This is a genomic window from Alkalihalophilus pseudofirmus, from assembly GCF_029094545.1.
Classification (GTDB): Bacteria; Bacillota; Bacilli; order Bacillales; family Bacillaceae_D; genus Alkalihalophilus; species Alkalihalophilus pseudofirmus.
The window spans coordinates 1,354,041-1,376,441 of sequence record NZ_CP117835.1; the positions used below are offsets into that span (position 1 = coordinate 1,354,041).

The following is a 22,401-nucleotide window of genomic DNA, read 5'->3' on the forward strand; positions in this document are numbered from 1 at the left end:
AAAATGGGGGATGCTGAGGTATACATTCGAATGAAGCAACGGATAGAGGCGGATATGAATCAATCATTAACAGTCGGGGATGTGGCTCATATCGTCACGAATGAACCTAGTTTGAACCAATTACTTCACATACCAATTTATCAAATCACAAAGCAAGATAGGAATCGGGTTGTTATTGATGTTATGCAAGTTATTTATGCAATCAATACTCACGTAAAGTCTTTAAGCATTCAAGTCGTAGGTGCCGCACAGACAATTATTGAAGTAAATGTTCAAACTAAACCATATAAAATGATCTATGTCACACTGATCTGGTTTTTATTATTTGTGGGAGCAGCACTGGCTATTATGAATTTTCATGAAGACGTAAGCATGAGAGAAGTCCACGGTCAAATTTATTATTTAGTAACAGGAAAAACTATTGCTAAACCGCTTCTGCTCCAAATTCCGTACTCCATTGGTCTTGGACTCGGGATGATTCTATTTTTTAATCATATTTTCAAGAAAAGACTTAATGATGAACCTAGTCCCCTTGAAGTAGAAATGTTTAATTATCAGCAGAACTTGGATCAATACGTCATTATGGATGAATTACAAGTCCCGCATAATGGCGCAGATCAAACTGTATTAAAAGAGAGTGGTAGGAAGGGAAATGGTTATTGAAGCAGTAGCTGTTATGTTTATTGGTCTAGCAGGAGGAATTGCTGTTGGAAGCGGATTGGTTGCTTTTCTTACTGTTTTAGGAATTGCTCCTAGAATGACACAGTTAACGAAGACTCATCAATCGATTCGTGCGTATGAAGGAGCGATAATTTTAGGGGCACAAGCTGGTGTGTGGGCTAGTTTTACTCCCTTTTCCCTTATGCTCCCAAGCATCTTCCTTATTCCTATTGGCCTTGCATGCGGAATGTTTGTCGGAATGCTTGCGGCCGCTTTAACAGAAGTATTAAATGTCTTTCCACTCCTCGCTAAAAGGATTGGGGTCACAGAGAAAATCGTTATATTAATGATGGCTATCGTTTTTGGGAAAATAGCAGGCTCGCTCATTCAATGGTTGTTTTTATAGGAGGTGAGGCAATGTGTTAACAGATGAACAAAAAAGGTACCAAGCAAATATTGAACTATATCATTCAAAAAGACCGGTGTTCTCAAACAGTCTTAAGGCGTTTATTATCGGGGGTGCAATTTGTGCACTAGGACAATGGATTAACAATGTTTATATGAATATCTTTGACCTTACCCAAAAAGAAGCGATGAGTCCAACTTTGGCAACGTTAATCTTAGCAGCGGCTCTTCTAACAGGATTTGGGGTCTATGATAAGCTTGGACAATTTGCAGGTGCAGGCTCGCTTGTTCCGGTTACCGGATTTTCTAATGCGATGACTAGTGCGGCGCTTGAACATAAAAGTGAAGGACTGGTGTTTGGGATCGGGGCGAACATGTTCAAGTTAACAGGCGCTGTGATTGCTTTTGGAGTGTTATCAGCTTATGTAGTCGGACTCACTCGATTGCTTGTTCAGATGCTTATTCAATAAAGGAGCCACTTTTATGAGATTAGGAAAAACGACTTGGCAGTTTAATCAGCCGGTATACCTTCAGGCCGCTGGTACAGCAGTTGGACCGGTAGAAGGCGAAGGACCGCTTGGAGCTAATTTTGATAAGGTTTTTGATAGTCTATACTGCGATAAAGAGAATTGGGAGCTCGCTGAGAGGGCTTTGATGGAAGAGGCTGTTCGAATAAGTCTAGAAAAAGTAAATATGAAGCCAGAAGATATAGATGTGATGTTGGCAGGTGATCTTCTTAATCAAATTGTTACCTCTAATTATTCCGCTAGACAGCTGAATATTCCTTTTCTCGGCATGTTCAGCGCGTGTGCCACTGTAATGGAAGCTGTGGCCGTAGCAGCTGTTTTGATTAACAGCCATTACGTCTCAAACGCTCTTGTTGCAGTAAGCAGTCATCATTCAACAGCTGAAAGACAGTTTAGATATCCGACTGAATTTGGCGGACAGAAACCAGAGACAGCTAGTTATACAGTAACAGGATCAGGAGCAGCAATTCTTAGCAATCAGCCGAGCGCGATTCGTGTTAGGCAAGCAACAATCGGACAAGTAGTAGATATGGGAGTAACTAATCCTCTTGATATGGGATCGGCAATGGCCCCGGCTGCAGCTAAGACCTTAATCAATCATTTTAAGGATACAAATAGGGATCCTTCCTACTATGATTTGATCGTTACGGGTGACTTATCACGTGTAGGAAGTTCGATTTTGCGCAAGCTAGTAGATGATGAAGGATATACCTTAGGAAATAATTACGAAGATTGTGGAATCATGATCTATCATCAGGAGCAGCCTGTTTTTGCAGGAGGCAGCGGAGCAGGTTGCCCTGCTGTTGTCACATTTGGCTATCTAATGAAGGAGATGGAGAGAGGGATCATTAAACGTCTTTTAGTTGTCGCAACAGGCGCTTTATTAAGTCCTTTAATGATTCAGCAAAAAGAAACCATTCCTTGTATTGCCCATGCTGTGTCATTTGAGCTAGAGGAGGATAGCTGATGGAATATGTCATTGCTTTTATTGTAGGGGGGGTTATTTGTATTATAGGGCAGCTTCTCTTAGATGTAGGGAAATTATCTCCTACTCATACATTAAGCGCCTTGGTAGTACTCGGTGCATTGCTCGACGGCTTCCATTTATATGACCGTTTAATTGACTTTGCAGGGGCGGGTGCGACCGTCCCGATTACAAGCTTTGGTCATTCGCTCGTTCACGGGGCAATGGCAGAAGGTGAGAGATTTGGGTTTCTTGGTGTTGGGATGGGCATTTTTGAAGTGACATCTGTTGGTATATCATCAGCAATTTTATTTAGTTTTTTAGTTGCTTTAGTTTTTAAGCCGAGGGGGTGAAGGTGTGTTAGAGAAAAAACAAAGGAAAGTCATATTGATTACCGATGGCGACGAACATGCGAAGCAAGCAGTTGAAAAAGTAGCTGTCGATATAGGAGGCAGGTGCATCAGTCATTCTTGGGGGAATCCAACTCATGTATCTGGAGAGGAGCTTGTTGAAATGATTCTTAGCACACCTTCAGATCCCGTTTTAGTTATGTTTGATGATTGCGGTTATCAATATGAGGGGCCAGGGGAGAGGGCGATGCGAGTGGTGGCCACTGATCCCAATATAGAGGTGCTAGGTGCCATTGCTGTTGCTTCCTCGACTCATTCATGCGAATGGGCAAAAGTAGATATAAGCATTGATCGTTACGGAGAGCTGACCGAGTATGGTGTAGACAAAGATGGGGTCGCTGACATGGAGATTGGCAGAATTAATGGAGATACTGTCTACATTCTAGATCAGCTTGATATCCCTTTTATTGTCGGGATAGGTGATATAGGAAAGATGGCAGGGCTTGATACGTTAAAAAAAGGCTGTCCGGTAACAAAACAAGCAGTTAATCTCATCTTAGAGAGGAGTGGCTACCGTGAGTCAAAAAAAGGAAATACATGAAGAACATTTTAGCCGGGATTTCACAAAAAATGAGACGCGGCTCAAAGAAAGGCTGGGGCTAGGTGAATCATTTGATGTAGGGGTTAGAACGTTATCCATCCTTGATCGCAAGACAAGCATCTATTTTGTAAATGGTTTAATTGATAGTCTTTACGTGATCGAATTAATGAAGGAATTGATGGACTTAGATGTTCGTCACCGTAAAACTCACAATATTAAAGAGGCGTTCAAAAACCATTTAACCCATGTTCAAGTAGAAGAAACGCATTCAATGGACAATGCGATTACGCAAATGCTCTCTGGCCTTATTTTTATCCTTGTAGAAGGAGAAGAAGAAGCTTTTGTTATTGATGTTCGTCAATATCCCGGCCGAGGACCAGAAGAGCCTGATACAGAGCGTGTTGTACGTGGAGCAAGAGATGGCTATACCGAAAATATTATCATTAATACTGCTCTAACTAGACGGAGAATCCGAGACGAGCGTCTTCGTAATGAAATTATGCAAGTCGGAGTACGCTCTAAAACAGACATCTGTGTCTCCTACATTGACGGCATTGCTGATCCTGTGTTGGTTGATATTATTAAAAAGGAACTCGAAGCGATTGAAATTGACGGACTTACGATGGCAGACAAAATTGTCGAAGAATATATAGTAAAGCAAGGGGCAAATCCATTTCCGCTCGTACGGTATACAGAGCGGCCTGATGTGGCAGCCACTCACTTGCTTGAAGGTCATATCATCATCATAGTTGATGCGTCGCCAAGTGTTATTATTGCACCGACCACATTGTTCCACCATGTTCAGCATGCTGAGGAGTATCGACAATCGCCAGCAGTAGGGACTTTTCTTAGATGGACACGTTTCATAGGGATATTCTTCTCTTTGTTTATTCTGCCGTTTTGGCTCCTGCTTGTAATGCAGCCAAGTCTTTTGCCTGCTGCACTTGAGTTTATCGGTCCTGAGGAAACGAATAATATACCGATGGTGCTGCAAATATTATTTGCCGAAATGGGGATTGAGCTCTTGAGGATGGCAGCTATTCATACCCCTTCTCCGCTTGCGACGGCACTAGGGTTAGTAGCTGCATTATTGATTGGTGAAATTGCTATACAAGTCGGCTATTTTACACCGGAAGTGATTTTATACGTGGCTCTAGGTGCAATTGGGATGTTTGCTACACCTAGTTATGAGCTTGGCGTTGCGCTTAGAATTACTAGGGTCATTCTCATTATTTTAGTAGCGTTCTTTAAGGTGCCTGGCCTTGTCATAGGTACGACGATCTTTGTTCTATTACTCGCCGGCCTCAAAACATTCAACAAGCCTTACTTGTGGCCGTTTATTCCGTTTGATCCGCCTGCTATTTGGCAGATACTTATTCGTTCTACTGTGCCTTCAGTTCGATGGCGTCCAAGTATCGTTAATCCGCAAGATCCGATTAAACAAAAACCTAGCGGAAGGTAAGGCTGAAGCGTTAAATACCTATATAAAAATGGCTTTCTCTCTCTATTTAGGGTTGATGACTTCTTCTTTGTGTGCTAAAGTAGTTACAACAATTTAATGAACCTCATGAATAATGGGGTAGAGGCGCAAAACGAATGAGTACAATTGGGGAGCTGATGGCTGGCTTAGAACCAAATGGAAAGGTCAATTTGCCGAAGCGCTTATTTTGCCATGAAATAAGTGCTGGGTCGTTTGTGAACAATGAACGAACTGTCACTACATTCGTAGTGGAGGACTATTCTAGAAGTGAGGTTACTCTTGCGCATATTAGGGCAGCTAGTGTAACAACATTAGCTGCTTTTTTTGTATAGACAGGAATAAAAGGAGAGAGATTCTATGTATATGCACGGTTCAAGTCTTATTAATGATAAAGGTCATCTAGAAATCGGCGGGGTCGATACAATTGAATTAGCAAATAAATACGGAACACCATTATTTGTATACGATGTTGCATTAATTAAAGAGAGAGCTGAACAGTTTCAGGAGGCATTTAGGGAAGAAGGTGTAAATTATCAAGTAGCCTATGCATCTAAAGCTTTCAGCTGTATTGCAATGTTTCAACTTGCTGATGAACTTGGGTTGAGTTTAGATGTTGTATCAGGCGGTGAGCTCTATACAGCGATTCAAGCGGGTGTACCGATGGAACGTATTCACTTTCACGGCAACAACAAAAGCTTAGCAGAGCTTGAAATGGCTGTGGAATCAGGAATTGGCTGTGTCGTTGTTGATAATTTCTATGAGTTAAAACAATTAGGACATATTTGTGCTCGTCATGATGTGAAAATGGATATCTTGCTTCGTATTACACCAGGTGTAGAAGCACACACGCATGATTATATTTCTACAGGACAAGAAGATTCAAAATTTGGTTTTGACCTAGAAAGCGGCCAAGTAGACCAGGCGATTCAATTATCACTACTAGATCCACATATTAATCTGCTCGGTATCCATTCACATATCGGCTCACAAATATTTGAGACGAGCGGCTTTGTAATGGCTGTTGAAAAAATCTTTGAATTTATTGAGAAATGGCGTGAAGAATTAGGATTTACCCCAAGCGTTCTTAATTTAGGGGGCGGATTTGGCATTCGTTACATTGAAGGTGATACGCCGCTGCCTGTTGGTGAGTATGTGAGAAAAATGGTTCATGTTATTAAAGAAAAGGCAGCTGCTCATCAAATGGAGATCCCTGAAATTTGGATTGAACCAGGTCGTTCACTAGTTGGGGATGCAGGTACTACTTTATATTCGATAGGTTCAAGAAAAGAAATTCCAAATGTTCGTCATTATTTATCTGTTGATGGTGGAATGAGTGACAATCTCCGTCCTGCACTTTATCAAGCGGAGTATGAAGGGATTCTTGCAAATCGTGCGGACGAGGAAGCGACAGAAACATTCTCTATTGCAGGGAAATGCTGTGAAAGTGGAGATATGTTAATTTGGGATCTTCCACTGCCAAGAGCATCACATGAAGATGTGTTAGCTGTATTCTGTACAGGTGCGTACGGCTATTCAATGGCTAATAACTATAACCGCATTCCAAGACCACCAGTTGTATTTGTAGAAAAAGGAGAAGCACAATTAGTTATTCAACGAGAATCATATGAAGATCTAGTTCGCCTTGACCTGCCATTAAAGCAAGTAATGAAACAGATGTAGGTTGGCGCAGACATGGGCGGCTTGGAAGTAGTCTCATCGCTTTGCTCCTGTGAGGCTGGCACTTAATGCTATTAAGACACCTCCCTGCAGTAGTGGCTGATCTCCGCTGCAGGTACTCGCTTTCCGCGGGCGGTCCGGGAGCCTCCTCGGGCTCTCTCCCTGTGGGATCTCCCTGGTCACGCGCATCCCGCTGGAGTCGGCGCCATCCACTCCAATCAACGGAGGAAGGATGTTGTAAGTGTTCCCATTTTATAAGCAACTGTTCAGCGATGTAGTCTTGGAAGATGAACCTTATAATGCCTGCTGTTTTATAATTTGAACTGGACCATAACTAAATCGCTCCACATCATAATTACAAAAAGTTATAACTTAGCGGATGAAATATACGCAGACTCATGTGTGGACTAGAGCAGGAGTGAGATACCGCAGGGCGAAGGCCCGAGGAAGCTCACCAACTCCCCACGGAAAGCGGAGTATATTTCAGAAGCGGATTATATGCACTTTATAACTCTTTTCGTATTTCTGTTTCAGCCTTTTCGATTTCACTTTCAGCTTGGAATCGTGTACAATAAGGTGAATCTTATCAATTGGAGGCTATACATATGAAAAAAGGTAGTATTGCATTTGAAAATGGCGAAAAGCTAATTATTGAATTTTATCCAGAAGCAGCACCAGGAACAGTAGCTAACTTTGAAAAATTAGCGAATGAAGGATATTATAACGGTCTTACATTCCACCGTGTTATCCCAGGTTTTGTTGCTCAAGGCGGATGCCCGACTGGTAACGGTACAGGAGGTCCTGGTTACACAATCAAATGTGAAACAGAAGGGAATCCTCACAAGCACGTACCGGGCGCACTTTCAATGGCACATGCAGGAAAAGATACAGGCGGAAGCCAGTTCTTTATCGTTCACGAACCTCAACCTCACCTAGACGGCGTACACACTGTATTTGGTCAAGTTGTAGAAGGATTAGATTCAGTGACTCGCATTAAACAAGGCGACGTAATGCAAGAAGTAAAAGTTTGGGAAGAGTAAATTTTTTCCTTTAGAGTCATCTTTTGATGGCTCTTTTTTGTTTTTTAATGAAAAGGGTCACATTCGAATAACAAAACCGGCAGATCAGTATGAACTGCCGGTTTATTTATGTTTTACACAATCGTTAATTTTTTTGAAGTTTTCGTGAGGGTAATATGTCCATCTTTTGTGATAAGAACATCGTCTTCAATTCGAACGCCGCCTAAAACAGGATCATAAATGCCGGGTTCAATCGTATACACCATGCCTTCTTTTAGGATGCCATCATTTAGGTGGCTCATTGAAGGAAACTCATGTACATTAATCCCCATACCATGACCGATTCTGTGCGGGAAACGATCACCGTAACCCGCTTCTGTAATCACGTCACGAGCTGTTTGATCTAGGTCTCCGATTCGTGTACCTGGTTTGCTGATTTCAAGAGAAGCTAGCTGTGCTTGTAAAACGGTGTTATAGAGCTTTCTTTTTTCATCGCTGATTGATCGAAAGGCAAAGGTACGCGTGATGTCTGAAGTGTAGCCGTCTAAGACAACACCGAGGTCAAATAATACAAAGTCGCCTTCTTGTAACTTGCGGTCTCCTGGATTTCCGTGCGGAGCGCCTGATTTTTCACCGAAAAGAACCATTGTTGAAAATGACATTTCGCGTATGCCTTTTTTCTTTAATTCATATTCAATTTTTGCAAGTACTTCCATTTCTGTGATGCCTTCTTTAAGAGCACTTTTTCCAACTTCTACACCGAAGTCTGCCATCTCAGCTGCTCGTTGAATGATTGCTATTTCAGATGAGTCCTTAACCAATCGCATCGCGTTTAATTGGTTCTCTACAGGTTGTACCGCAGCATTAGGAAACAGCTGAAGAAGGTCATTCATTCGTGCCACAGTTAATACATCCGTTTCGATTGCTGCTGAAGAAATAGTATCTAATTGACGATCTTTTAATAATTGCTGAATAAGTCCCCAAGGGCTTTCATGATCTTTATATCCAACAATTTGGTGCTCCCATCCAGCATCTTGAACTTGTGAGACTTCCATACTTGGTATGACCATAATTGGGCTGTGATCTTTGAAGACAAACAATCCCACAAGTCTCTCATGAGGGTCTGTATAGAAGTTAGTTAGGTAGAAAATATTTTCTTTTGAAGTAATAAAAGCGACATCGGTCTTTTCTTCTTTTAGCCAGGTAGTGAGTTGATTGATACGATGTTTCACAAAAACGCCTCCTTAAGCAGATTTGAGTTGAATTAGTGCTGCTTTTAATGATCTTTGTTTTGGGTTGAAAGGGAAACAACAATTAATACAATAATTGCGATTGGTACTGAAATAACAGCTGCATTCAGCTCAAATGGCTGTCCTAATGGAATTTCCCAGGTGAGTGTTGTAACGAGACCTGTGAACATAGATGCAATTCCGCCTGCTGCTGTGACACGCTTCCAAAAGAATACAGCTAGTACTGCTGGTGTAATTCCTGCTCCATAAACAGTGTAAGCATACATTTGGACAGCTAGGACAGTAGGGAAGAATCGAATAATGATAAAGGCTAGTACACCAAGAATAACAATAAAAAGACGAGTCATCCAAAGTTTCTTTTTATCTGAGGCATCTTTATCAATATAGTTGCTGTAAATGTCGTATGTTAGGTTTGTTGCAGCTGAAAGTAAATAAGAGTTACCTGTAGTAATGATAAAGGATGCAGCTGCAGCAAGCAACAATCCGCCGATGGCAACAGGCATCACAACTGTTGTAGCAAGTAAAGCCATTCCTGGGTCGATATCAGGAAAAATTGAGCGAGAAGCAAAGGCGATAATCGCAATGGAAGGTGAAATCACTAACATGGCGATTAACCAGCCGATCTGTCCTCGTTTAGAGGCTTGATCATTTTTGGATGAAGCCAGACGTTGGTACATATTTTGATCACCAAGTAATAAAAATAGCGACGGAAGCAAGAATCCAATTAGCTGCAAGGTTGTAAGTCCTCCAGTTGCAGTCGTATGCGATTCAGGAACATTTGCAATAATTTCACTCCATCCCCCAGCTATAATTATAATGGTAGGTACAGTGATTAATAAACCGCCGACCATTAAAAAGCCGCTTAGGGCATCTGTTTGAGATACAGATCGTAAGCCGCCGATCATGGCCAAGAATATAATCATGACTGCACCAATGATCGTACCCTGACTTACATCCATACCCGTTGTAATATTTAAAATAAAGCCAAAACCTTGGATTTGGTAAGAAACGATTCCTACATAAGCTAAGATGATAATTAAAGAAGCCAGGTTACGAGAGGTCGTTCCATACTTTGCTTCGAGAATACCAGCTACAGTGAATTTTCCAAATGCACGTATCTTAGGTGCAACGACATACAAAATTAGAATACCGATAAGAGTCGGAAGCATATACATGATCGCTGGAATAATCCCATATGTATAAGCCATAGATGTTTCTCCACCTGAGATACTGCCGCTTCCTGTCCATGTTGCAAGCAGGGTTCCCATTAATACAAAAGGACCTAAGCTTTTTCCTGCTAAAACAAAATCCTCACTCCCAGAAACTTTCTTAGACATGAAAATTCCTATACCGATCATAATGACGGCATATACTGCCATAAACCATAGTAATGTTGAATCTGGTTGTAATTCCATAACGTTTCACATCATCTCCTTCGAGTAGTTTACTTGCTTGAATTTAACAACAGTTAATAACCTAACATACCTTTTGGGAGAAAGAAAATGGCTGAACACGTTGGTATGGAGGTTTATCTGGTAGAATTTTATGCGAGTTTTATTATTTTAAAATTGTAATTAACAAGATAAGAACACCGCTTTCAAAAATTGGGTTATTTTTATGAAAATTATAATAATTTGTGTTGAAATCTAAAAATAAAATAGTAAAAAATACCTACAAAATTTCATGTGTTTTTTTGATGTGTCTTTAGGCAAGCTTTGTTGAATAAACTAGGTTAGTCATATAAATGAGGGGGGATGCATTGTGGAAGATCAACTAACGTTAACCGTAAATGGGGAAGGGGAAGTTAGCGTAATGCCTGACCAAGCTGAAATCACGCTTGGTGTAGTGACAGAAGCAGAGACAGTAAGTGAGTCTCAGCAAGTGAATAATGACATCTTTTCTGCTGTTATTTCCGCTCTAAATGAAATTGGAATTGAGGATAGTCAGATTCAAACAATCACTTATCGAATTGAACCTCGATATGACTTTGTAGAAGGGGTACAGCAATTTAGGGGATACGAGGTCACTCATATGATTAACATTAAGGTTGAGGATATTACACAAGCTGGAGAAATAGTAGATACCGCAGTAGCGAATGGTGCCAATGTCATTCAATCGATCCAATTTACAGTAGCAGACTCAACGGACTTATACCGACAAGCACTTCAATTAGCTTTAGAAGATGCAAAAGGGAAAGCTATGGCAATGACAGAAACACTTAATGTCACGCTGAATGAGACGCCTCAGAAAATAATTGAGAGGTCAGGCGGTGCACCTGTCAGGATGTATGACGGGGCGGCTTTCAGCACACAAGCTACGCCGATCCAAGCTGGTACCATATCAGTCCGCGCATCTGTAGAAGCAGTATTTTCATATCAATAATAAAAAGAGCAAGTACCTTAGTTGGTATTTGCTCTTAATCTATTATTCGTTATATAACGTTTTCATCCACTCAACAATGCTCATATTTTGGGTGTACCGAAGGTCTTCGACGTTGTGATGACCGATAAATTGCCCATCCTTAATGGCAATGACCTCATCTAGAATCATTTCTACCTCTTTAATTTCATGAGTTGTGATCAGAATAATCTGCTTTTCTAAATCTACAAAAGAGATCAACCCTTGCACAATTGAGTCGCGTACCATCGGATCAAGTCCAGAAAATGGTTCATCTAGTAAAATAACTGGCACATCTCGAGATAACGTTAGGATCAGCTTCAGCCTTCCTCGATTCCCTTTGGATAAATGTTTTAGTTTAGTATTTTTATCTAATTTCATAAATTCTCGTATTTCTTCTGCTTTTACTAAATTGAAATCTGGGAATTGTGAAGCGTAAAATTCAATCGTCTGACCCACATTATAAAAGCTGTAGTATTCATCAAGTTCTGATAAATAGGTTACATCTTTTGCGATGCGGCGGTCAGCTTTCTTACCATTCACAATGACAGAACCTTTTGAAGGCTGAATAAGTCCAGCAATGAGTTTCAATGTTGTAGATTTTCCGCTGCCATTTTCCCCGACTAACCCAATAATCTTCCCCTTATTTAATTCAATGTTAATATCTTTTAAAGCTGTTTTGGTCATATATTTTTTAGAAACATTGTTGAAGGTTATCATTGCTTAGGCTCCTCTCTAGAACTATTTAGAAAATCAGTTAAGCCTGACTCAATTTCCCTATCTGTGTAACCCATTTGGTGCATGCCTGTTACAAACCGAGAAATTTCTTCTTTTTTTAGTGAATTGCGCATAACATCAAGAACCGTTTTGTCTTCTGTTACAAATGTACCTTGCCCGCGCTTTGTTTCCACAATATTCATCCCCTCAAGTTCTCTATATGTTCGCTGTACCGTGTTTGGATTGACGCTTGACTGGATACCCATTTCTCTTACAGATGGCAGCTTATCACCCGGAGCTAATTCTCCGCGTAAAATTTGACGCTGTATCCTTTCTGCGAGCTGAATGTATATTGGTTTTGACGCATGAAACGTATCAGTCATATCCTACACCTCAACTTTTCGATCCAGCATCCAACAAGCTATGAAGAATAAAGCTAGAGCCAAGATCGTTTCAAATAATAATGTACCGGTATAAAAAGAAAGTGAACCCATTTGAGTGGTGACATCAGTGCCTGTTTCTAAGCTTGTTTGAAAATCAATACTTTGTAGCATTTGCCCAAGTTCAATTTCTCCCCACTCGGTAAGTGCAGCATGGACAGACGTGTTTCCAAACCATCCAATAAAACTAAACAAGGCGATAAAGCTGATCGCAGTCAAAACAAAACTTAAAAAACTATGGAAGACTCTTGATAGCAGCAAGAATATCATCCAGAAAAACATCACCCATACGACTGCAGATAAGGCAAACAAATATAATGTAAAGCCTCCATAAAATCCGAGTTCAGCGATTTGTGCGAATGTTATATAGGAGGAGAGTTCTCCCCACAGCTCAGACTGTGTTATGGCAATTAATCCAACGGCAGCAACAATAACGGTTGTAATTACCATAGAAATAATACCGGCAGCTAGTTTAGCTGAAAGCAAACCATAAGCAGGAAGAGGGTTATGAAGCCATAAATGTAATTTCTTATGTTCAGCCTGTAAGCTGAAGAACATATAATAAGCTAAATAAAAGGCTTGCAGACCTATTGCCAATACGACAACACCTATTAACGCTTCCCACATAAATCCATTGCGTTGCCCAATAAATCCAGCAATCGCACAGATGATTAGAAAGCCTGCGACCGGCATGATAAAAGCGGGCACCCCTAAGCGGATTTCTTTTTTTAATAAATTTCCCCATACATTCATAAAGACCCCTCCAAATTTTTAATGTCTTAGTGTGTTAGTTAGATAGTACACTAAGACAAAAGTACAGTCAAGATCTTTTACAAAATGGACAAGCCCGTTTTTATTGTTGTTTCAAATTGTTATATAAGTAACAATAGAGGTAATATGAAAACGAAAGGTGCGGGTAGTATGATTCAACTATATAAAGGGGAAGATTTTTGGAAGAGGCCTACTTCTTATAAACCAGGAAAGAGGCTGACGGAGAATGCGATTCAACAAATAGAGAATTTATTAGATGTAGAGTTGCCCCTTATGTATAAGAAGCTTATGAATGAGCAGAATGGCGGAGAATTAACCTACCGTTATCTTTTATTTGAGGACGGGGAAGCCGCCATCATCCCTTACTTTCAGGAGCTTGATGCAGAATGCGGGGTCGGTCTATCTAGTGTTTTCATAGAACAACTCCATTTACCTGAAAGACAAGTGTTACTAACTGGGACAATGGATACGTGGCTTTCACTAGATTATAGATACACAACCGTTCCTAAGGTTGTTTATTTTTCTGCAAATGAGGACGGCTCTTGGTCTGAAGAGGTAGCTGCGCAGTCGTTTGATGAATTTCTAGGTAGACTATTTTTAAAAGAGAATGATGATTAATTCAATTAACATTTTCAACGTAATAATGATAAACCTATTGAAGCCTAGTTGCTCGCTAATTGGAACTAGGCTTTAATAAATGATCGGGTGGATTTTGCAGTGTTATCAGGTGTAAGAAGGTTCTTCAACTCTTGTTCACTTTTTCTTGAGACGAGAATATATAAGGTGTCTTCATTTTCAATCTTGGTATTCCCAGTAGGGGTAATTAACTCTCCTTTCCTAATGATTGCATTGATCAAGACATCTTTTGGAAAAGGGATATCCTTTAACTGTTGACCTATGACCACTGTTTCCTCATTCACCTCATACTCTATAATTTCAGCATTTGCTTTCCCAATAGAGATTAATTCAAGCGTATGCATCGGAGTCACTTTTTTAGGTCCTGTTAAGGAGAGAGACTTTGCAAAAAAGTGGATGGTTGACCCTTGAATAAGCGTTGATGTTAGGACGATGAAAAAAATAAGATTGAAAAATAATTGACTGTTTTCTAATCCAGCAAGTAAGGGAAAGGTAGCAAGCACAATAGGAACAGCACCTCGTAATCCAGCCCAAGAGAGGAACGCTTTTTCTTTCCAATTCATATTCATGTTCCATGTGGATAAAAAGACAGCAGCAGGTCTGGCGATAAAGATAAGAATGGCGGATAGTAAGAGGCCGACAATTATAATCGTTCCATCAAGCAGATCACTTGGAAAGACGAGGAGACCTAAAATAACGAACATAGAGATTTGCATCATCCAAGCAAACCCTTCGTTAAACCTGAAAATAGAGTGTTTGTATGTTAGATCATGACTGCCAATGACAAGAGCGCTCACGTAAACAGCGAGAAGACCGCTTGCTCCTAAAAGAGCCGTGACGCTGTAGGTTAACAAGGCAAAAGCAAGAGCAAAAACTGGGTAGAGCCCGCTTGAATCGAGGTTTATGCGATTAATAGCAAGCGAAGCAGCCTTTCCAAATGTAAGACCAATAATAAGTCCTGCACCCATCTGCCAAAGAAAATTTGTGATCATGTAGGTTATAGAGGTTGCGTCATTTAAGATGAACTCGATAAACAGTAAGGTCAAAAAGACAGCCATTGGATCATTCGCACCAGACTCGGCTTCTAGTGTTGACCCGAGTCGCTCTTTAATATTTTGGTCTTTTAATACGGCAAAAACAGCTGCTGCATCGGTAGAACCTACGATCGCTCCGAATAACATTCCTTCAAACCAAGTCAAGCCAAGTATGTATTTGGCAGCAACAGCAATAATGCAGGAAGTAATAATTACACCGAGGGTAGCTAATGAAAGTGAGGGGAGCAGGACGGGTTTTACGGTAGACCACTTTGTTTGGAGGCCGCCCTCAAATAAAATAATGACCAAAGCAAACAGACCAAGTAATTGTGCAAGTTTTATATTTTCAAAATGAATAAAGCCTATTCCGTCACTCCCTGCAAGCATTCCAAGAAGGATGAACAGCACTAGCGCAGGTACACCATAACGAGAGGAAAACTTAGCAGCCAGTACACCTGTAATGAGAAGCAGTGCACATAGCAGGATAAAGTAGTCGTTAGATGAGAGAGTCTCAATCAAGTTAGGTTTTCCCCCCTTTTTGTTCAAATCTATAGAATCAGTGGAATCCATACTAAAGTATATGTAGACATTTGCCTATATGTTCGAAAATTCTAGCGAATGAGAAGTTGTTTTCTTAAATTCAAGATAATATAGTTGACGGTATGTGAGGAAACGAGATACAATGTCGGTAGTTGTAAAAAATTGAATGATGTTTCCTTCGGGGCGTGGTGAAATTCCCGACCGGCGGTGATGAAGCAAATGCTTCTTAGTCCGTGACCCGTTTTCGCTTCTATCGGCTGTGATCAATACGATGATTAGAGTATAGAGGTGATGTGTTTGCTGCATCTTGAAAACGGTGGACCTGGTGAAAATCCGGGACCGACAGTTAAAGTCTGGATGGGAGAAGGAACGAGAGCATGATTCTAAAAGTGATAGAAAATGAGACCGACTTTTGAGTCACATTTCTTAGACATGCCTTATTTAAGTCTATCTTTTTCAAAAGAAAGCACTTATTAAAGGGAGCAGTCTGCCTTTTTGAATACAGTTGAAATCCATTATGTTTGTAATGGTTAGTTCATGCTACTCTTCTTTAAATGACACCCCCGAATGATGATGAATCGTTCGGGGGTTTTTTGGATTTCCTTTGAAGGAACATCGGATGAGAGGGATGCGTGATGAAGGATATAGACTACATGAAGCTGGCTCTAACGCTTGCAGAACAAACACGTGGTCAAACATCTCCCAATCCGATGGTAGGATCTGTCGTCGTAAAAGACGGAGCGATTGTAGGAATGGGAGCTCATTTAAAGGCAGGGGAAGGTCATGCTGAAGTTAACGCATTAAAAATGGCCGGTGAAAAAGCCGAAGGAGCTACCATATATGTGACGTTAGAACCGTGCAGTCACTATGGTAAAACTCCTCCCTGTGCTGATTTAATTATTGAAAAACAATTGAAGCGCGTTGTGGTAGCAACAGTCGACCCAAACCCAGAAGTATCTGGACGTGGGATCAAACGACTTCGTGATTCAGGAATTACCGTAGATGTTGGAGTATGTGAGGCTGAAGCCATTGAATTAAATCGTATGTTTTTTCATTTTATTCAAACAAAGCGGCCTTTTGTAACTATGAAAACAGCATCTACCCTAGATGGAAAGACAGCCACTGTTACAGGTGAAAGTAAGTGGATTACAGGAGAGGAAGCGAGGCTTGATGTGCACCGCGACCGTCACATTCATGATGCAATCATGGTTGGAATTGGTACAGTGCTGAGCGATAACCCAGCTTTGACGACACGTCTGCCGAATGGCGGGCGCAATCCGATTCGAATTATTTTAGACAGACATCTGCGTCTGCCGGAGAGTTCACAAGTAGCTTGTGATCAAGCAGCGAAGACGTGGGTATTTACCACAGAACATGCTTCTAGTGAAAAAGAAGAAGCCCTTCGTATGCTTGGTGTGGATGTGATTAGATTACGTGACTACTCTATTCCCTCTATTTTAAAGGAATTAGGAAAACGACGAGTTATGACGCTCTATGTGGAAGGCGGCCAAGAAGTAAATGGAAGCTTCATTAAAGAAAGAGCGGTCAATCAAGTCATAACCTATGTGGCGCCTAAAATGATCGGAGGGAAGAATGCCCCGACTTCAGTTGGTGGAGAAGGAATTCCTTCTATTAATCAAGCACTTGAGCTTGAAGTGATTGATGTAGTACAAGTAGGACAAGATATTAAAATCACTTCTTTAGTAAAGGAGGGGTAAGATGTTTACTGGAATTATTGAAGAAATTGGCAGAATTGACCAAGTACGTCAAAGCGGCGAAGCTATTGTGATGAATATAGCTGCGAAAAAAGTTCTCAGTGATGTTGCTCTTGGAGACAGTATCGCAGTTAATGGGGTGTGTCTTACGGTTACTTCGTATACAAGTCATTCATTTACAGTGGACCTAATGCCAGAAACGGTCCGTGCCACTAGTTTAAACGGGTTAGGCAGAGGCGCAAAAGTGAATCTTGAGAGGGCGATGAGTGCTAAAGGTAGATTTGGAGGCCATTTTGTATCTGGACATGTTGATGGAATCGGCAAAATCATCTCAAAAGAACCTAAAGATAATGCAGTCTATTATACAATTGAAGTGTCTGATGACTTAAGACACTACATGATTCATAAAGGTTCCGTTGCAGTAGATGGAACAAGCTTAACGATTTTTGGAGTAGATGAAAATTCCTTCACGATTTCAATTATTCCCCACACGATTGAAGAAACGATTATAGGATCAAAAGGTGTGGGAGATATTGTGAATATTGAGTGTGACATGATAGGAAAATATATAGAACAATTTATAACAAGGAAAAAGAGTCCACCCAGAAAGAGCAGTCAACAGGTAAAACAAACCTCCTTGAGTGAACAGTTTTTATCAGAGCATGGTTTTTAAATAGCGAACGAGATTAGGATGGTGAATCAACATGCAAGACAAAATGTTTGATCCAATTGAAGAAGCAATCTATGAATTAATGCAAGGAAAAGTCGTCATTGTATGTGATGATGAGGACAGGGAAAATGAAGGTGATTTTGTTGCCATTGCAGAGAAAACAACACCTGAGGTTATTAATTTCATGGTCACTCACGGACGCGGCTTAGTTTGTACACCAATTACTGAAGACCGTGCGAGGGAACTTGATTTAGTCCCAATGGTTGATCATAATACAGACCCACACGGAACAGCTTTTACTGTCAGCATTGATCATCATACTACGACGACAGGAATTTCGGCTCATGAGCGTTCAGACACGGTGTTAGCACTTGTGGATGATCAAACGAAGAAACATCATTTTAAACGTCCTGGCCATATTTTTCCGCTGATTGCTAAAAACGGTGGAGTTTTGCGCCGGGCTGGTCACACAGAGGCTGCTGTTGATTTAGCAAGGTTATCTGGAGCAAAGCCTGCTGGTGTCATCTGTGAAATTATGAATGAAGATGGTTCAATGGCCAGAGTGCCTGAGCTTCGCAAGATTGCTGATGAACATGATCTTAAGATGATTACGATAAAAGATCTTATTTCCTATCGTCATCGTAAAGATAAGCTTGTTAAGCAAGAGGTTGAAATTAAACTTCCGACTGTTTTTGGTGATTTTCGCGCCATTGGCTATACAGATGTACTTGAAGGAAAAGAAAGTGTTGCTCTTGTAAAGGGTAAAATAAGAGAAGGAGAGCCAACCCTTGTCAGAGTTCATTCAGAGTGTTTAACTGGTGATGTGTTCGGCTCTAACCGCTGTGATTGTGGACCGCAATTACATGCAGCTCTAGCACAAATTGAGCAAGAAGGCTCTGGAATTCTGCTTTATATGCGTCAAGAAGGGCGTGGGATTGGCTTAATGAATAAGCTCAAAGCCTACAAGCTTCAAGAAGAGGGTTATGATACAGTTGAAGCAAATGAGAAGCTGGGTTTTGGGCCAGATCTTCGTGATTATGGTATTGGGGCGCAGATTTTAAGAGATTTAGGTGTCACTCAAATGAAACTTCTAACGAACAATCCAAGAAAAATTACGGGTCTGAAAGGATACGGATTAGAAGTGGTTGACCGTGTTCCGATTCAAATGCCGCATAATGTAGATAATGAGCGTTATCTGCGTACAAAAACAGAAAAGCTTGGCCACATGCTTCATTTTTAAACGTAAATAAAAGGTGAACGAGAACGAGAAGCACTAGAAGCTTCTAGTGCTTCTGTCAAATTGATACATACATTAGGAGGAATTTAAACATGGGTAAAGTATATGAAGGTCATTTAGTAGCAACAGGGTTAAAAGTAGGGATCGTAGTTGGACGATTTAACGAATTTATTACTAGCAAATTATTAGGCGGAGCTGAAGATGCTCTAAAACGTCATGGTGTTGCTGAGGAAGATGTAGATGTAGCATGGGTTCCTGGTGCTTTTGAAATTCCATTTGCTGCAAAGAAAATGGTCGAGAGCGGAAAGTATGATGCAGTTATTACACTAGGGACGGTTATTCGCGGTGCGACTCCTCACTTTGATTACGTGTGTGGTGAAGTAGCGAAAGGTGTAGCTTCTCTATCTCTTTCATCAGGTAAACCGGTTATTTTCGGGGTGCTGACAACTGATACGATCGAGCAAGCTGTAGAACGTGCTGGTACAAAAGCAGGAAATAAAGGGTGGGAAGCGGCAGCGGCTGCAATTGAAATGGCAAATCTAGGTCGTTCGTTCGAATAATATTCCCCTAAAATCAGCATAGCTGCCAAGCTACGCTGATTTTTTGTTTCTTTAGTCTTAAATTGCCTTTAGTATATGAATTAAAGACGCAAAATGTGTATGAATATGGTAAAATGTATGGGGTGAAAGCGGATACGTTACATTAGGTTCATAGGAAGAGGAGAAATCATGCTCATACCATACAAAACATCTCATAAGAAAATAGCGATGGGCTTACTATCGTATATGCCAAAAGAGAAGGATGTAAAGAAACTTATTAAAACGATCGAGCTTTATGAAACGAATGAAACATGGAAATTATTTTTTTGGAAGGTAGACGATGATATTGTAGGGATAGCTGGTCTTGAAATGGATGGAGATGAAGCCATTTTACACCACCTCAGCGTCAATCCTTCTTATCGTGAAGAGGGCTTAGGAACGAATATAATACACGCTTTAAAAGAAAGATTGAATGCAGATCTTAAACCATCAAAAGAAACAAAAGACTTTCTTTTAAACTGTGAAGAAAAAACGAATTAACACGAAAAAAGTAGACAGATGATTTGTCTACTTTTTTTCATGTTTCATCAATTGGTTCTCACTTAACCTTCGTTCACGTTCTTTTATAACAGGGCTGCGATCTCTTAGCTTATGTTTGTGGATAAGCTGCTCCGAATCTAACGCGCTTGACGATCCCCATATCACTTTCCTCTCGTAAGCGAGCTTTTCGCATGCCGCTAGCAGTTTCTTATCATTTATAGGGATCATAAAATCAGTAAATGTACTGCCAGCTTGCAAGGTTCTCTCTAAAATAAGTTGTTGTAATTGGCTGGTATCTATACCAAGCTGTTCTATTGACTTCTTCTCTGCTTCAATAATTCTAAGAGCACTGCGGTACATCCGTTTTGCACCTGTCACATTTCCTCTCCGCTCATGATATAAGGCAACTGCTAGCTGTATTAACCCAACCCAGTGTAGTTTTCTCTTACCAGCAGGGTCTTCTTTCCAATGTTCTTCTAAAATTTCATGGCATTCAAAATAATCACGCGTGGCATGAAATTCAATCAGAAACTCTAAATAGGCGTTTGAATACATAAAAAAACTCCTTTGAGCAACACTCCATCTACTATATTTTCTATTTTATCAGGAACACATGTGGTTTGTAAGCTAACCGTATTACCAAGTTTCTTAGCGACCTTCTCTAACCCTATATCTATTGCCTGTTACAGAGTGTTTCGAAGTATGGTATAATCTCATCTAGCGCAAAAAAATCAAGGCTAGTGGTGAATGTGAATTGAATTCAAATGAAGTAAATCCTTATGAAATAAATCCTTATAATGTAAAGCTTGATACCTTTGAAGGGCCTCTTGATCTTCTGCTTCATTTAATTAATCAAGCAGAGGTTGATATTTATGATATTCCGGTAGCACCAATTACGGACCAATATATGAGTTATGTTCATGCTATGCAAGAGCTTCATCTTGATATTGCTAGCGAATATTTGGTTATGGCAGCAACTCTTCTAGTAATTAAAAGTAAAACGCTCCTACCTAAGCAAGAGGAGTTGTTTGATGAAGAATTAATGATTGAAGATGAGGAAGATCCAAGAGATGAATTAATGAATCGATTAATTGAGTATCGTAAGTATAAAGAAGCCGCAACGGAACTTAAGGAAAAAGAAGAAAAGCGCAGCCTTGTACATACTAGACCGCCAGAAGATCTAGAGCCGTTAATTAGTGAAAATGATCGTCGTGAAGTAGCTATTTCTGGGGTTTCATTATTTGATATGCTCGCAGCTTATCAAAAGTTAATGAAACGAAAATCATTAAAAGCACCACGTACGACAACGATTAGATCCCAGGAGTATTCAATTGAAGATCGAATGAATGAGGTCGTTTCCTATCTAACGGAGCTTCCAACCAAATCTTGTTCATTTCATGAATTGTTTACCGTACCTGAAAAAAGTCATATGGTTGTGACATTTCTAGCTGTATTAGAATTAATGAAAACAAAAACGATTCGTTGTGAGCAGGAAGGGAATTTTGCAGATATTACAATCTTTAAGCAGGGAGGAGGAAATCTATAATGACTAAAAATGAAATGAAGGCTATTGTCGAGGGCTTATTATTTGTAGCTGGTGATGAGGGAATGACGTATGAACAGCTTGCAGAAGTGATTGAAGTTGAAGTTGACACTGTAAAAGATGTGATGAGTGACCTGCAGGCATCAATGGAAGACACTGTGCGCGGGTTACAGATTGTAGAGGTTGGTGGTTCATTCCGTTTTCAAACACGGGCAGATCATGCACCTTTTATTAAGAAACTAGCTACGTCGCCGCTGCATTCAGGGCTTTCACAAGCAGCGCTAGAAACGTTAGCCATTGTTGCTTATAAACAGCCTATCACACGTGCTGAAATAGATGAGATTCGTGGTGTGAAGTCTGAACGAGCACTTCAATCGCTTACTTCAAAATTATTAATTAAGGAAGTGGGAAGAGTTGCAGGAACGGGGCGACCTATATTATATGGGACAACCCCTCAATTTCTTGACCATTTTGGGTTAAAGCATTTAGATGAGCTTCCGCCGCTGCCTGAGGATATTGAAGATGATCCAATCGAAGATGAGGCTGATCTGTTCTTTAAGAATATGGAAGAAGGGCTTTAGTGATAAAGGTATGTCTGACTTTTAAGTGAGACATACCTTTTTTATATGGTCAAGTTCACATGGACATTCTCTAGTCATACGCTTTAACGATGAGTAAAAATTTAGGGG

25 protein-coding genes and 2 riboswitches are annotated in these 22,401 nt (G+C 40.5%); of the genes, 18 read left to right on the forward strand and 7 right to left on the reverse strand.

Features of this window, described 5'->3' with window-relative positions; translation table 11 throughout:
- The first annotated feature begins 3 nt into the window (after positions 1-3).
- The 9 genes from PQ478_RS06995 (at position 4) to PQ478_RS07035 (ending at position 7,704) form a co-directional block, all read left to right on the forward strand.
- On the forward strand, positions 4-663 hold the full coding sequence (locus tag PQ478_RS06995; protein ID WP_075683508.1) for a stage V sporulation protein AA: 660 nt from the start codon (positions 4-6) through the stop codon (positions 661-663).
- Positions 653-1,066 carry a stage V sporulation protein AB gene (locus tag PQ478_RS07000; protein WP_022627045.1) on the forward strand — a complete coding sequence of 138 codons (414 nt, stop codon included), beginning with the start codon at positions 653-655 and terminating at the stop codon, positions 1,064-1,066. Before PQ478_RS06995 ends, PQ478_RS07000 begins: the two co-directional genes overlap by 11 nt.
- 13 nt (positions 1,067-1,079) lie before the next feature.
- Positions 1,080-1,535, forward strand: coding sequence for a stage V sporulation protein AC (gene spoVAC / locus PQ478_RS07005; protein WP_289236272.1), 456 nt, complete (start codon positions 1,080-1,082; stop codon positions 1,533-1,535).
- 13 nt (positions 1,536-1,548) lie between these two features.
- On the forward strand, positions 1,549-2,559 hold the full coding sequence (spoVAD, locus tag PQ478_RS07010) for a stage V sporulation protein AD (RefSeq protein WP_289236273.1): 1,011 nt from the start codon (positions 1,549-1,551) through the stop codon (positions 2,557-2,559).
- Positions 2,559-2,909: a stage V sporulation protein AE gene (spoVAE, locus tag PQ478_RS07015; protein ID WP_289236274.1), complete on the forward strand. Its 351-nt coding sequence runs from the start codon at positions 2,559-2,561 to the stop codon at positions 2,907-2,909. The genes spoVAD and spoVAE overlap by 1 nt, the downstream gene beginning before the upstream one ends.
- Positions 2,910-2,913: 4 nt before the next feature.
- Entirely contained in the window at positions 2,914-3,507 is a 594-nt protein-coding gene (gene spoVAEA, locus PQ478_RS07020) for a stage V sporulation protein SpoVABEA (RefSeq protein ID WP_289236275.1), read from the forward strand.
- Entirely contained in the window at positions 3,482-4,969 is a 1,488-nt protein-coding gene (locus tag PQ478_RS07025) for a spore germination protein (RefSeq protein WP_289236276.1), read from the forward strand. Before spoVAEA ends, PQ478_RS07025 begins: the two co-directional genes overlap by 26 nt.
- Positions 4,970-5,079: 110 nt before the next feature.
- Positions 5,080-5,254, forward strand: a riboswitch (Lysine riboswitch).
- Positions 5,255-5,344: 90 nt separating this feature from the next.
- Positions 5,345-6,667: a diaminopimelate decarboxylase gene (gene lysA / locus PQ478_RS07030; RefSeq protein WP_289236277.1), complete on the forward strand. Its 1,323-nt coding sequence runs from the start codon at positions 5,345-5,347 to the stop codon at positions 6,665-6,667.
- Between the two features lie 602 nt (positions 6,668-7,269).
- A complete protein-coding gene (locus PQ478_RS07035; protein ID WP_289236278.1) occupies positions 7,270-7,704 on the forward strand; it encodes a peptidylprolyl isomerase in 435 nt (144 codons plus the stop codon).
- Between the two features lie 113 nt (positions 7,705-7,817).
- Here PQ478_RS07035 and PQ478_RS07040 read toward each other — a convergent pair whose 3' ends face one another.
- Entirely contained in the window at positions 7,818-8,915 is a 1,098-nt protein-coding gene (locus tag PQ478_RS07040; protein WP_289236279.1) for a M24 family metallopeptidase, read from the reverse strand.
- 44 nt (positions 8,916-8,959) lie between these two features.
- Entirely contained in the window at positions 8,960-10,348 is a 1,389-nt protein-coding gene (locus PQ478_RS07045; RefSeq protein ID WP_289236280.1) for a sodium:solute symporter family protein, read from the reverse strand.
- Between the two features lie 346 nt (positions 10,349-10,694).
- On the opposite strand from PQ478_RS07045, the gene PQ478_RS07050 reads away from it, so the two are divergent.
- Positions 10,695-11,315, forward strand: coding sequence for an SIMPL domain-containing protein (locus tag PQ478_RS07050; protein WP_289236281.1), 621 nt, complete (start codon positions 10,695-10,697; stop codon positions 11,313-11,315).
- 42 nt (positions 11,316-11,357) lie between these two features.
- Here PQ478_RS07050 and PQ478_RS07055 read toward each other — a convergent pair whose 3' ends face one another.
- Genes PQ478_RS07055 through PQ478_RS07065 form a run of 3 tightly spaced genes read right to left on the reverse strand, consistent with a single transcriptional unit; the run spans position 11,358 to position 13,240 of the window.
- Positions 11,358-12,050: an ABC transporter ATP-binding protein gene (locus PQ478_RS07055; protein ID WP_075683519.1), complete on the reverse strand. Its 693-nt coding sequence runs from the start codon at positions 12,048-12,050 to the stop codon at positions 11,358-11,360.
- Positions 12,047-12,430, reverse strand: a complete 384-nt coding sequence (locus tag PQ478_RS07060) for a GntR family transcriptional regulator (RefSeq protein WP_012958392.1) — start codon at positions 12,428-12,430, stop codon at positions 12,047-12,049. The genes PQ478_RS07055 and PQ478_RS07060 overlap by 4 nt, the downstream gene beginning before the upstream one ends.
- Positions 12,431-12,433: 3 nt before the next feature.
- Positions 12,434-13,240 carry a hypothetical protein gene (locus PQ478_RS07065; RefSeq protein ID WP_075683520.1) on the reverse strand — a complete coding sequence of 269 codons (807 nt, stop codon included), beginning with the start codon at positions 13,238-13,240 and terminating at the stop codon, positions 12,434-12,436.
- Between the two features lie 168 nt (positions 13,241-13,408).
- On the opposite strand from PQ478_RS07065, the gene PQ478_RS07070 reads away from it, so the two are divergent.
- Positions 13,409-13,876 carry an SMI1/KNR4 family protein gene (locus PQ478_RS07070; protein ID WP_289236282.1) on the forward strand — a complete coding sequence of 156 codons (468 nt, stop codon included), beginning with the start codon at positions 13,409-13,411 and terminating at the stop codon, positions 13,874-13,876.
- A 65-nt stretch (positions 13,877-13,941) separates the two neighbouring features.
- On the opposite strand, the gene PQ478_RS07075 is transcribed toward PQ478_RS07070, so the two are convergent.
- Positions 13,942-15,447, reverse strand: a complete 1,506-nt coding sequence (locus PQ478_RS07075) for a potassium/proton antiporter (RefSeq protein ID WP_435521070.1) — start codon at positions 15,445-15,447, stop codon at positions 13,942-13,944.
- Between the two features lie 191 nt (positions 15,448-15,638).
- Positions 15,639-15,841, forward strand: a riboswitch (FMN riboswitch).
- Between the two features lie 262 nt (positions 15,842-16,103).
- Between PQ478_RS07075 and ribD the strand changes: the two genes are divergently transcribed.
- The 5 genes from ribD (at position 16,104) to PQ478_RS07100 (ending at position 20,169) form a co-directional block, all read left to right on the forward strand.
- Positions 16,104-17,186, forward strand: a complete 1,083-nt coding sequence (ribD, locus tag PQ478_RS07080) for a bifunctional diaminohydroxyphosphoribosylaminopyrimidine deaminase/5-amino-6-(5-phosphoribosylamino)uracil reductase RibD (protein WP_289236283.1) — start codon at positions 16,104-16,106, stop codon at positions 17,184-17,186.
- Position 17,187: 1 nt separating this feature from the next.
- Positions 17,188-17,856: a riboflavin synthase gene (gene ribE, locus PQ478_RS07085; protein WP_289236284.1), complete on the forward strand. Its 669-nt coding sequence runs from the start codon at positions 17,188-17,190 to the stop codon at positions 17,854-17,856.
- 43 nt (positions 17,857-17,899) lie between these two features.
- Positions 17,900-19,093, forward strand: a complete 1,194-nt coding sequence (locus tag PQ478_RS07090) for a bifunctional 3,4-dihydroxy-2-butanone-4-phosphate synthase/GTP cyclohydrolase II (protein ID WP_012958398.1) — start codon at positions 17,900-17,902, stop codon at positions 19,091-19,093.
- Positions 19,094-19,182: 89 nt separating this feature from the next.
- Positions 19,183-19,650: a 6,7-dimethyl-8-ribityllumazine synthase gene (ribH, locus tag PQ478_RS07095; protein WP_012958399.1), complete on the forward strand. Its 468-nt coding sequence runs from the start codon at positions 19,183-19,185 to the stop codon at positions 19,648-19,650.
- Between the two features lie 168 nt (positions 19,651-19,818).
- The gene (locus tag PQ478_RS07100; RefSeq protein WP_289236285.1) at positions 19,819-20,169 is read left to right on the forward strand and encodes a GNAT family N-acetyltransferase; all 351 of its coding nucleotides are present in this window, start codon (positions 19,819-19,821) and stop codon (positions 20,167-20,169) included.
- Between the two features lie 27 nt (positions 20,170-20,196).
- Here PQ478_RS07100 and PQ478_RS07105 read toward each other — a convergent pair whose 3' ends face one another.
- Complete coding sequence (locus tag PQ478_RS07105; RefSeq protein WP_289236286.1) at positions 20,197-20,724, reverse strand: DUF309 domain-containing protein; 528 nt, start codon at positions 20,722-20,724, stop codon at positions 20,197-20,199.
- Positions 20,725-20,953: 229 nt separating this feature from the next.
- Between PQ478_RS07105 and PQ478_RS07110 the strand changes: the two genes are divergently transcribed.
- Positions 20,954-21,715, forward strand: coding sequence for a segregation/condensation protein A (locus PQ478_RS07110; protein ID WP_289236949.1), 762 nt, complete (start codon positions 20,954-20,956; stop codon positions 21,713-21,715).
- Positions 21,715-22,293 (forward strand): SMC-Scp complex subunit ScpB, encoded by a 579-nt coding sequence (gene scpB, locus PQ478_RS07115; protein WP_012958403.1) that lies wholly within the window; start codon positions 21,715-21,717, stop codon positions 22,291-22,293. The genes PQ478_RS07110 and scpB overlap by 1 nt, the downstream gene beginning before the upstream one ends.
- Positions 22,294-22,401 lie beyond the last annotated feature (108 nt).

Coding starts and splice junctions, on each gene's coding strand:
- PQ478_RS07070 (WP_289236282.1), top strand. CDS start 13,409: ATGATTCAACTATATAAAGGGGAAGATTTTTGGAAGAGGCCTACTTCT.
- PQ478_RS06995 (WP_075683508.1), top strand. CDS start 4: ATGGGGGATGCTGAGGTATACATTCGAATGAAGCAACGGATAGAGGCG.
- ribD (WP_289236283.1), top strand. CDS start 16,104: ATGAAGGATATAGACTACATGAAGCTGGCTCTAACGCTTGCAGAACAA.
- PQ478_RS07105 (WP_289236286.1), bottom strand. CDS start 20,724: ATGTATTCAAACGCCTATTTAGAGTTTCTGATTGAATTTCATGCCACG.
- PQ478_RS07065 (WP_075683520.1), bottom strand. CDS start 13,240: ATGAATGTATGGGGAAATTTATTAAAAAAAGAAATCCGCTTAGGGGTG.
- PQ478_RS07060 (WP_012958392.1), bottom strand. CDS start 12,430: ATGACTGATACGTTTCATGCGTCAAAACCAATATACATTCAGCTCGCA.
- PQ478_RS07035 (WP_289236278.1), top strand. CDS start 7,270: ATGAAAAAAGGTAGTATTGCATTTGAAAATGGCGAAAAGCTAATTATT.
- ribE (WP_289236284.1), top strand. CDS start 17,188: ATGTTTACTGGAATTATTGAAGAAATTGGCAGAATTGACCAAGTACGT.
- spoVAE (WP_289236274.1), top strand. CDS start 2,559: ATGGAATATGTCATTGCTTTTATTGTAGGGGGGGTTATTTGTATTATA.
- PQ478_RS07100 (WP_289236285.1), top strand. CDS start 19,819: ATGCTCATACCATACAAAACATCTCATAAGAAAATAGCGATGGGCTTA.
- PQ478_RS07055 (WP_075683519.1), bottom strand. CDS start 12,050: ATGATAACCTTCAACAATGTTTCTAAAAAATATATGACCAAAACAGCT.
- scpB (WP_012958403.1), top strand. CDS start 21,715: ATGACTAAAAATGAAATGAAGGCTATTGTCGAGGGCTTATTATTTGTA.
- lysA (WP_289236277.1), top strand. CDS start 5,345: ATGTATATGCACGGTTCAAGTCTTATTAATGATAAAGGTCATCTAGAA.
- PQ478_RS07090 (WP_012958398.1), top strand. CDS start 17,900: ATGTTTGATCCAATTGAAGAAGCAATCTATGAATTAATGCAAGGAAAA.
- PQ478_RS07045 (WP_289236280.1), bottom strand. CDS start 10,348: ATGGAATTACAACCAGATTCAACATTACTATGGTTTATGGCAGTATAT.
- PQ478_RS07000 (WP_022627045.1), top strand. CDS start 653: ATGGTTATTGAAGCAGTAGCTGTTATGTTTATTGGTCTAGCAGGAGGA.
- ribH (WP_012958399.1), top strand. CDS start 19,183: ATGGGTAAAGTATATGAAGGTCATTTAGTAGCAACAGGGTTAAAAGTA.
- spoVAD (WP_289236273.1), top strand. CDS start 1,549: ATGAGATTAGGAAAAACGACTTGGCAGTTTAATCAGCCGGTATACCTT.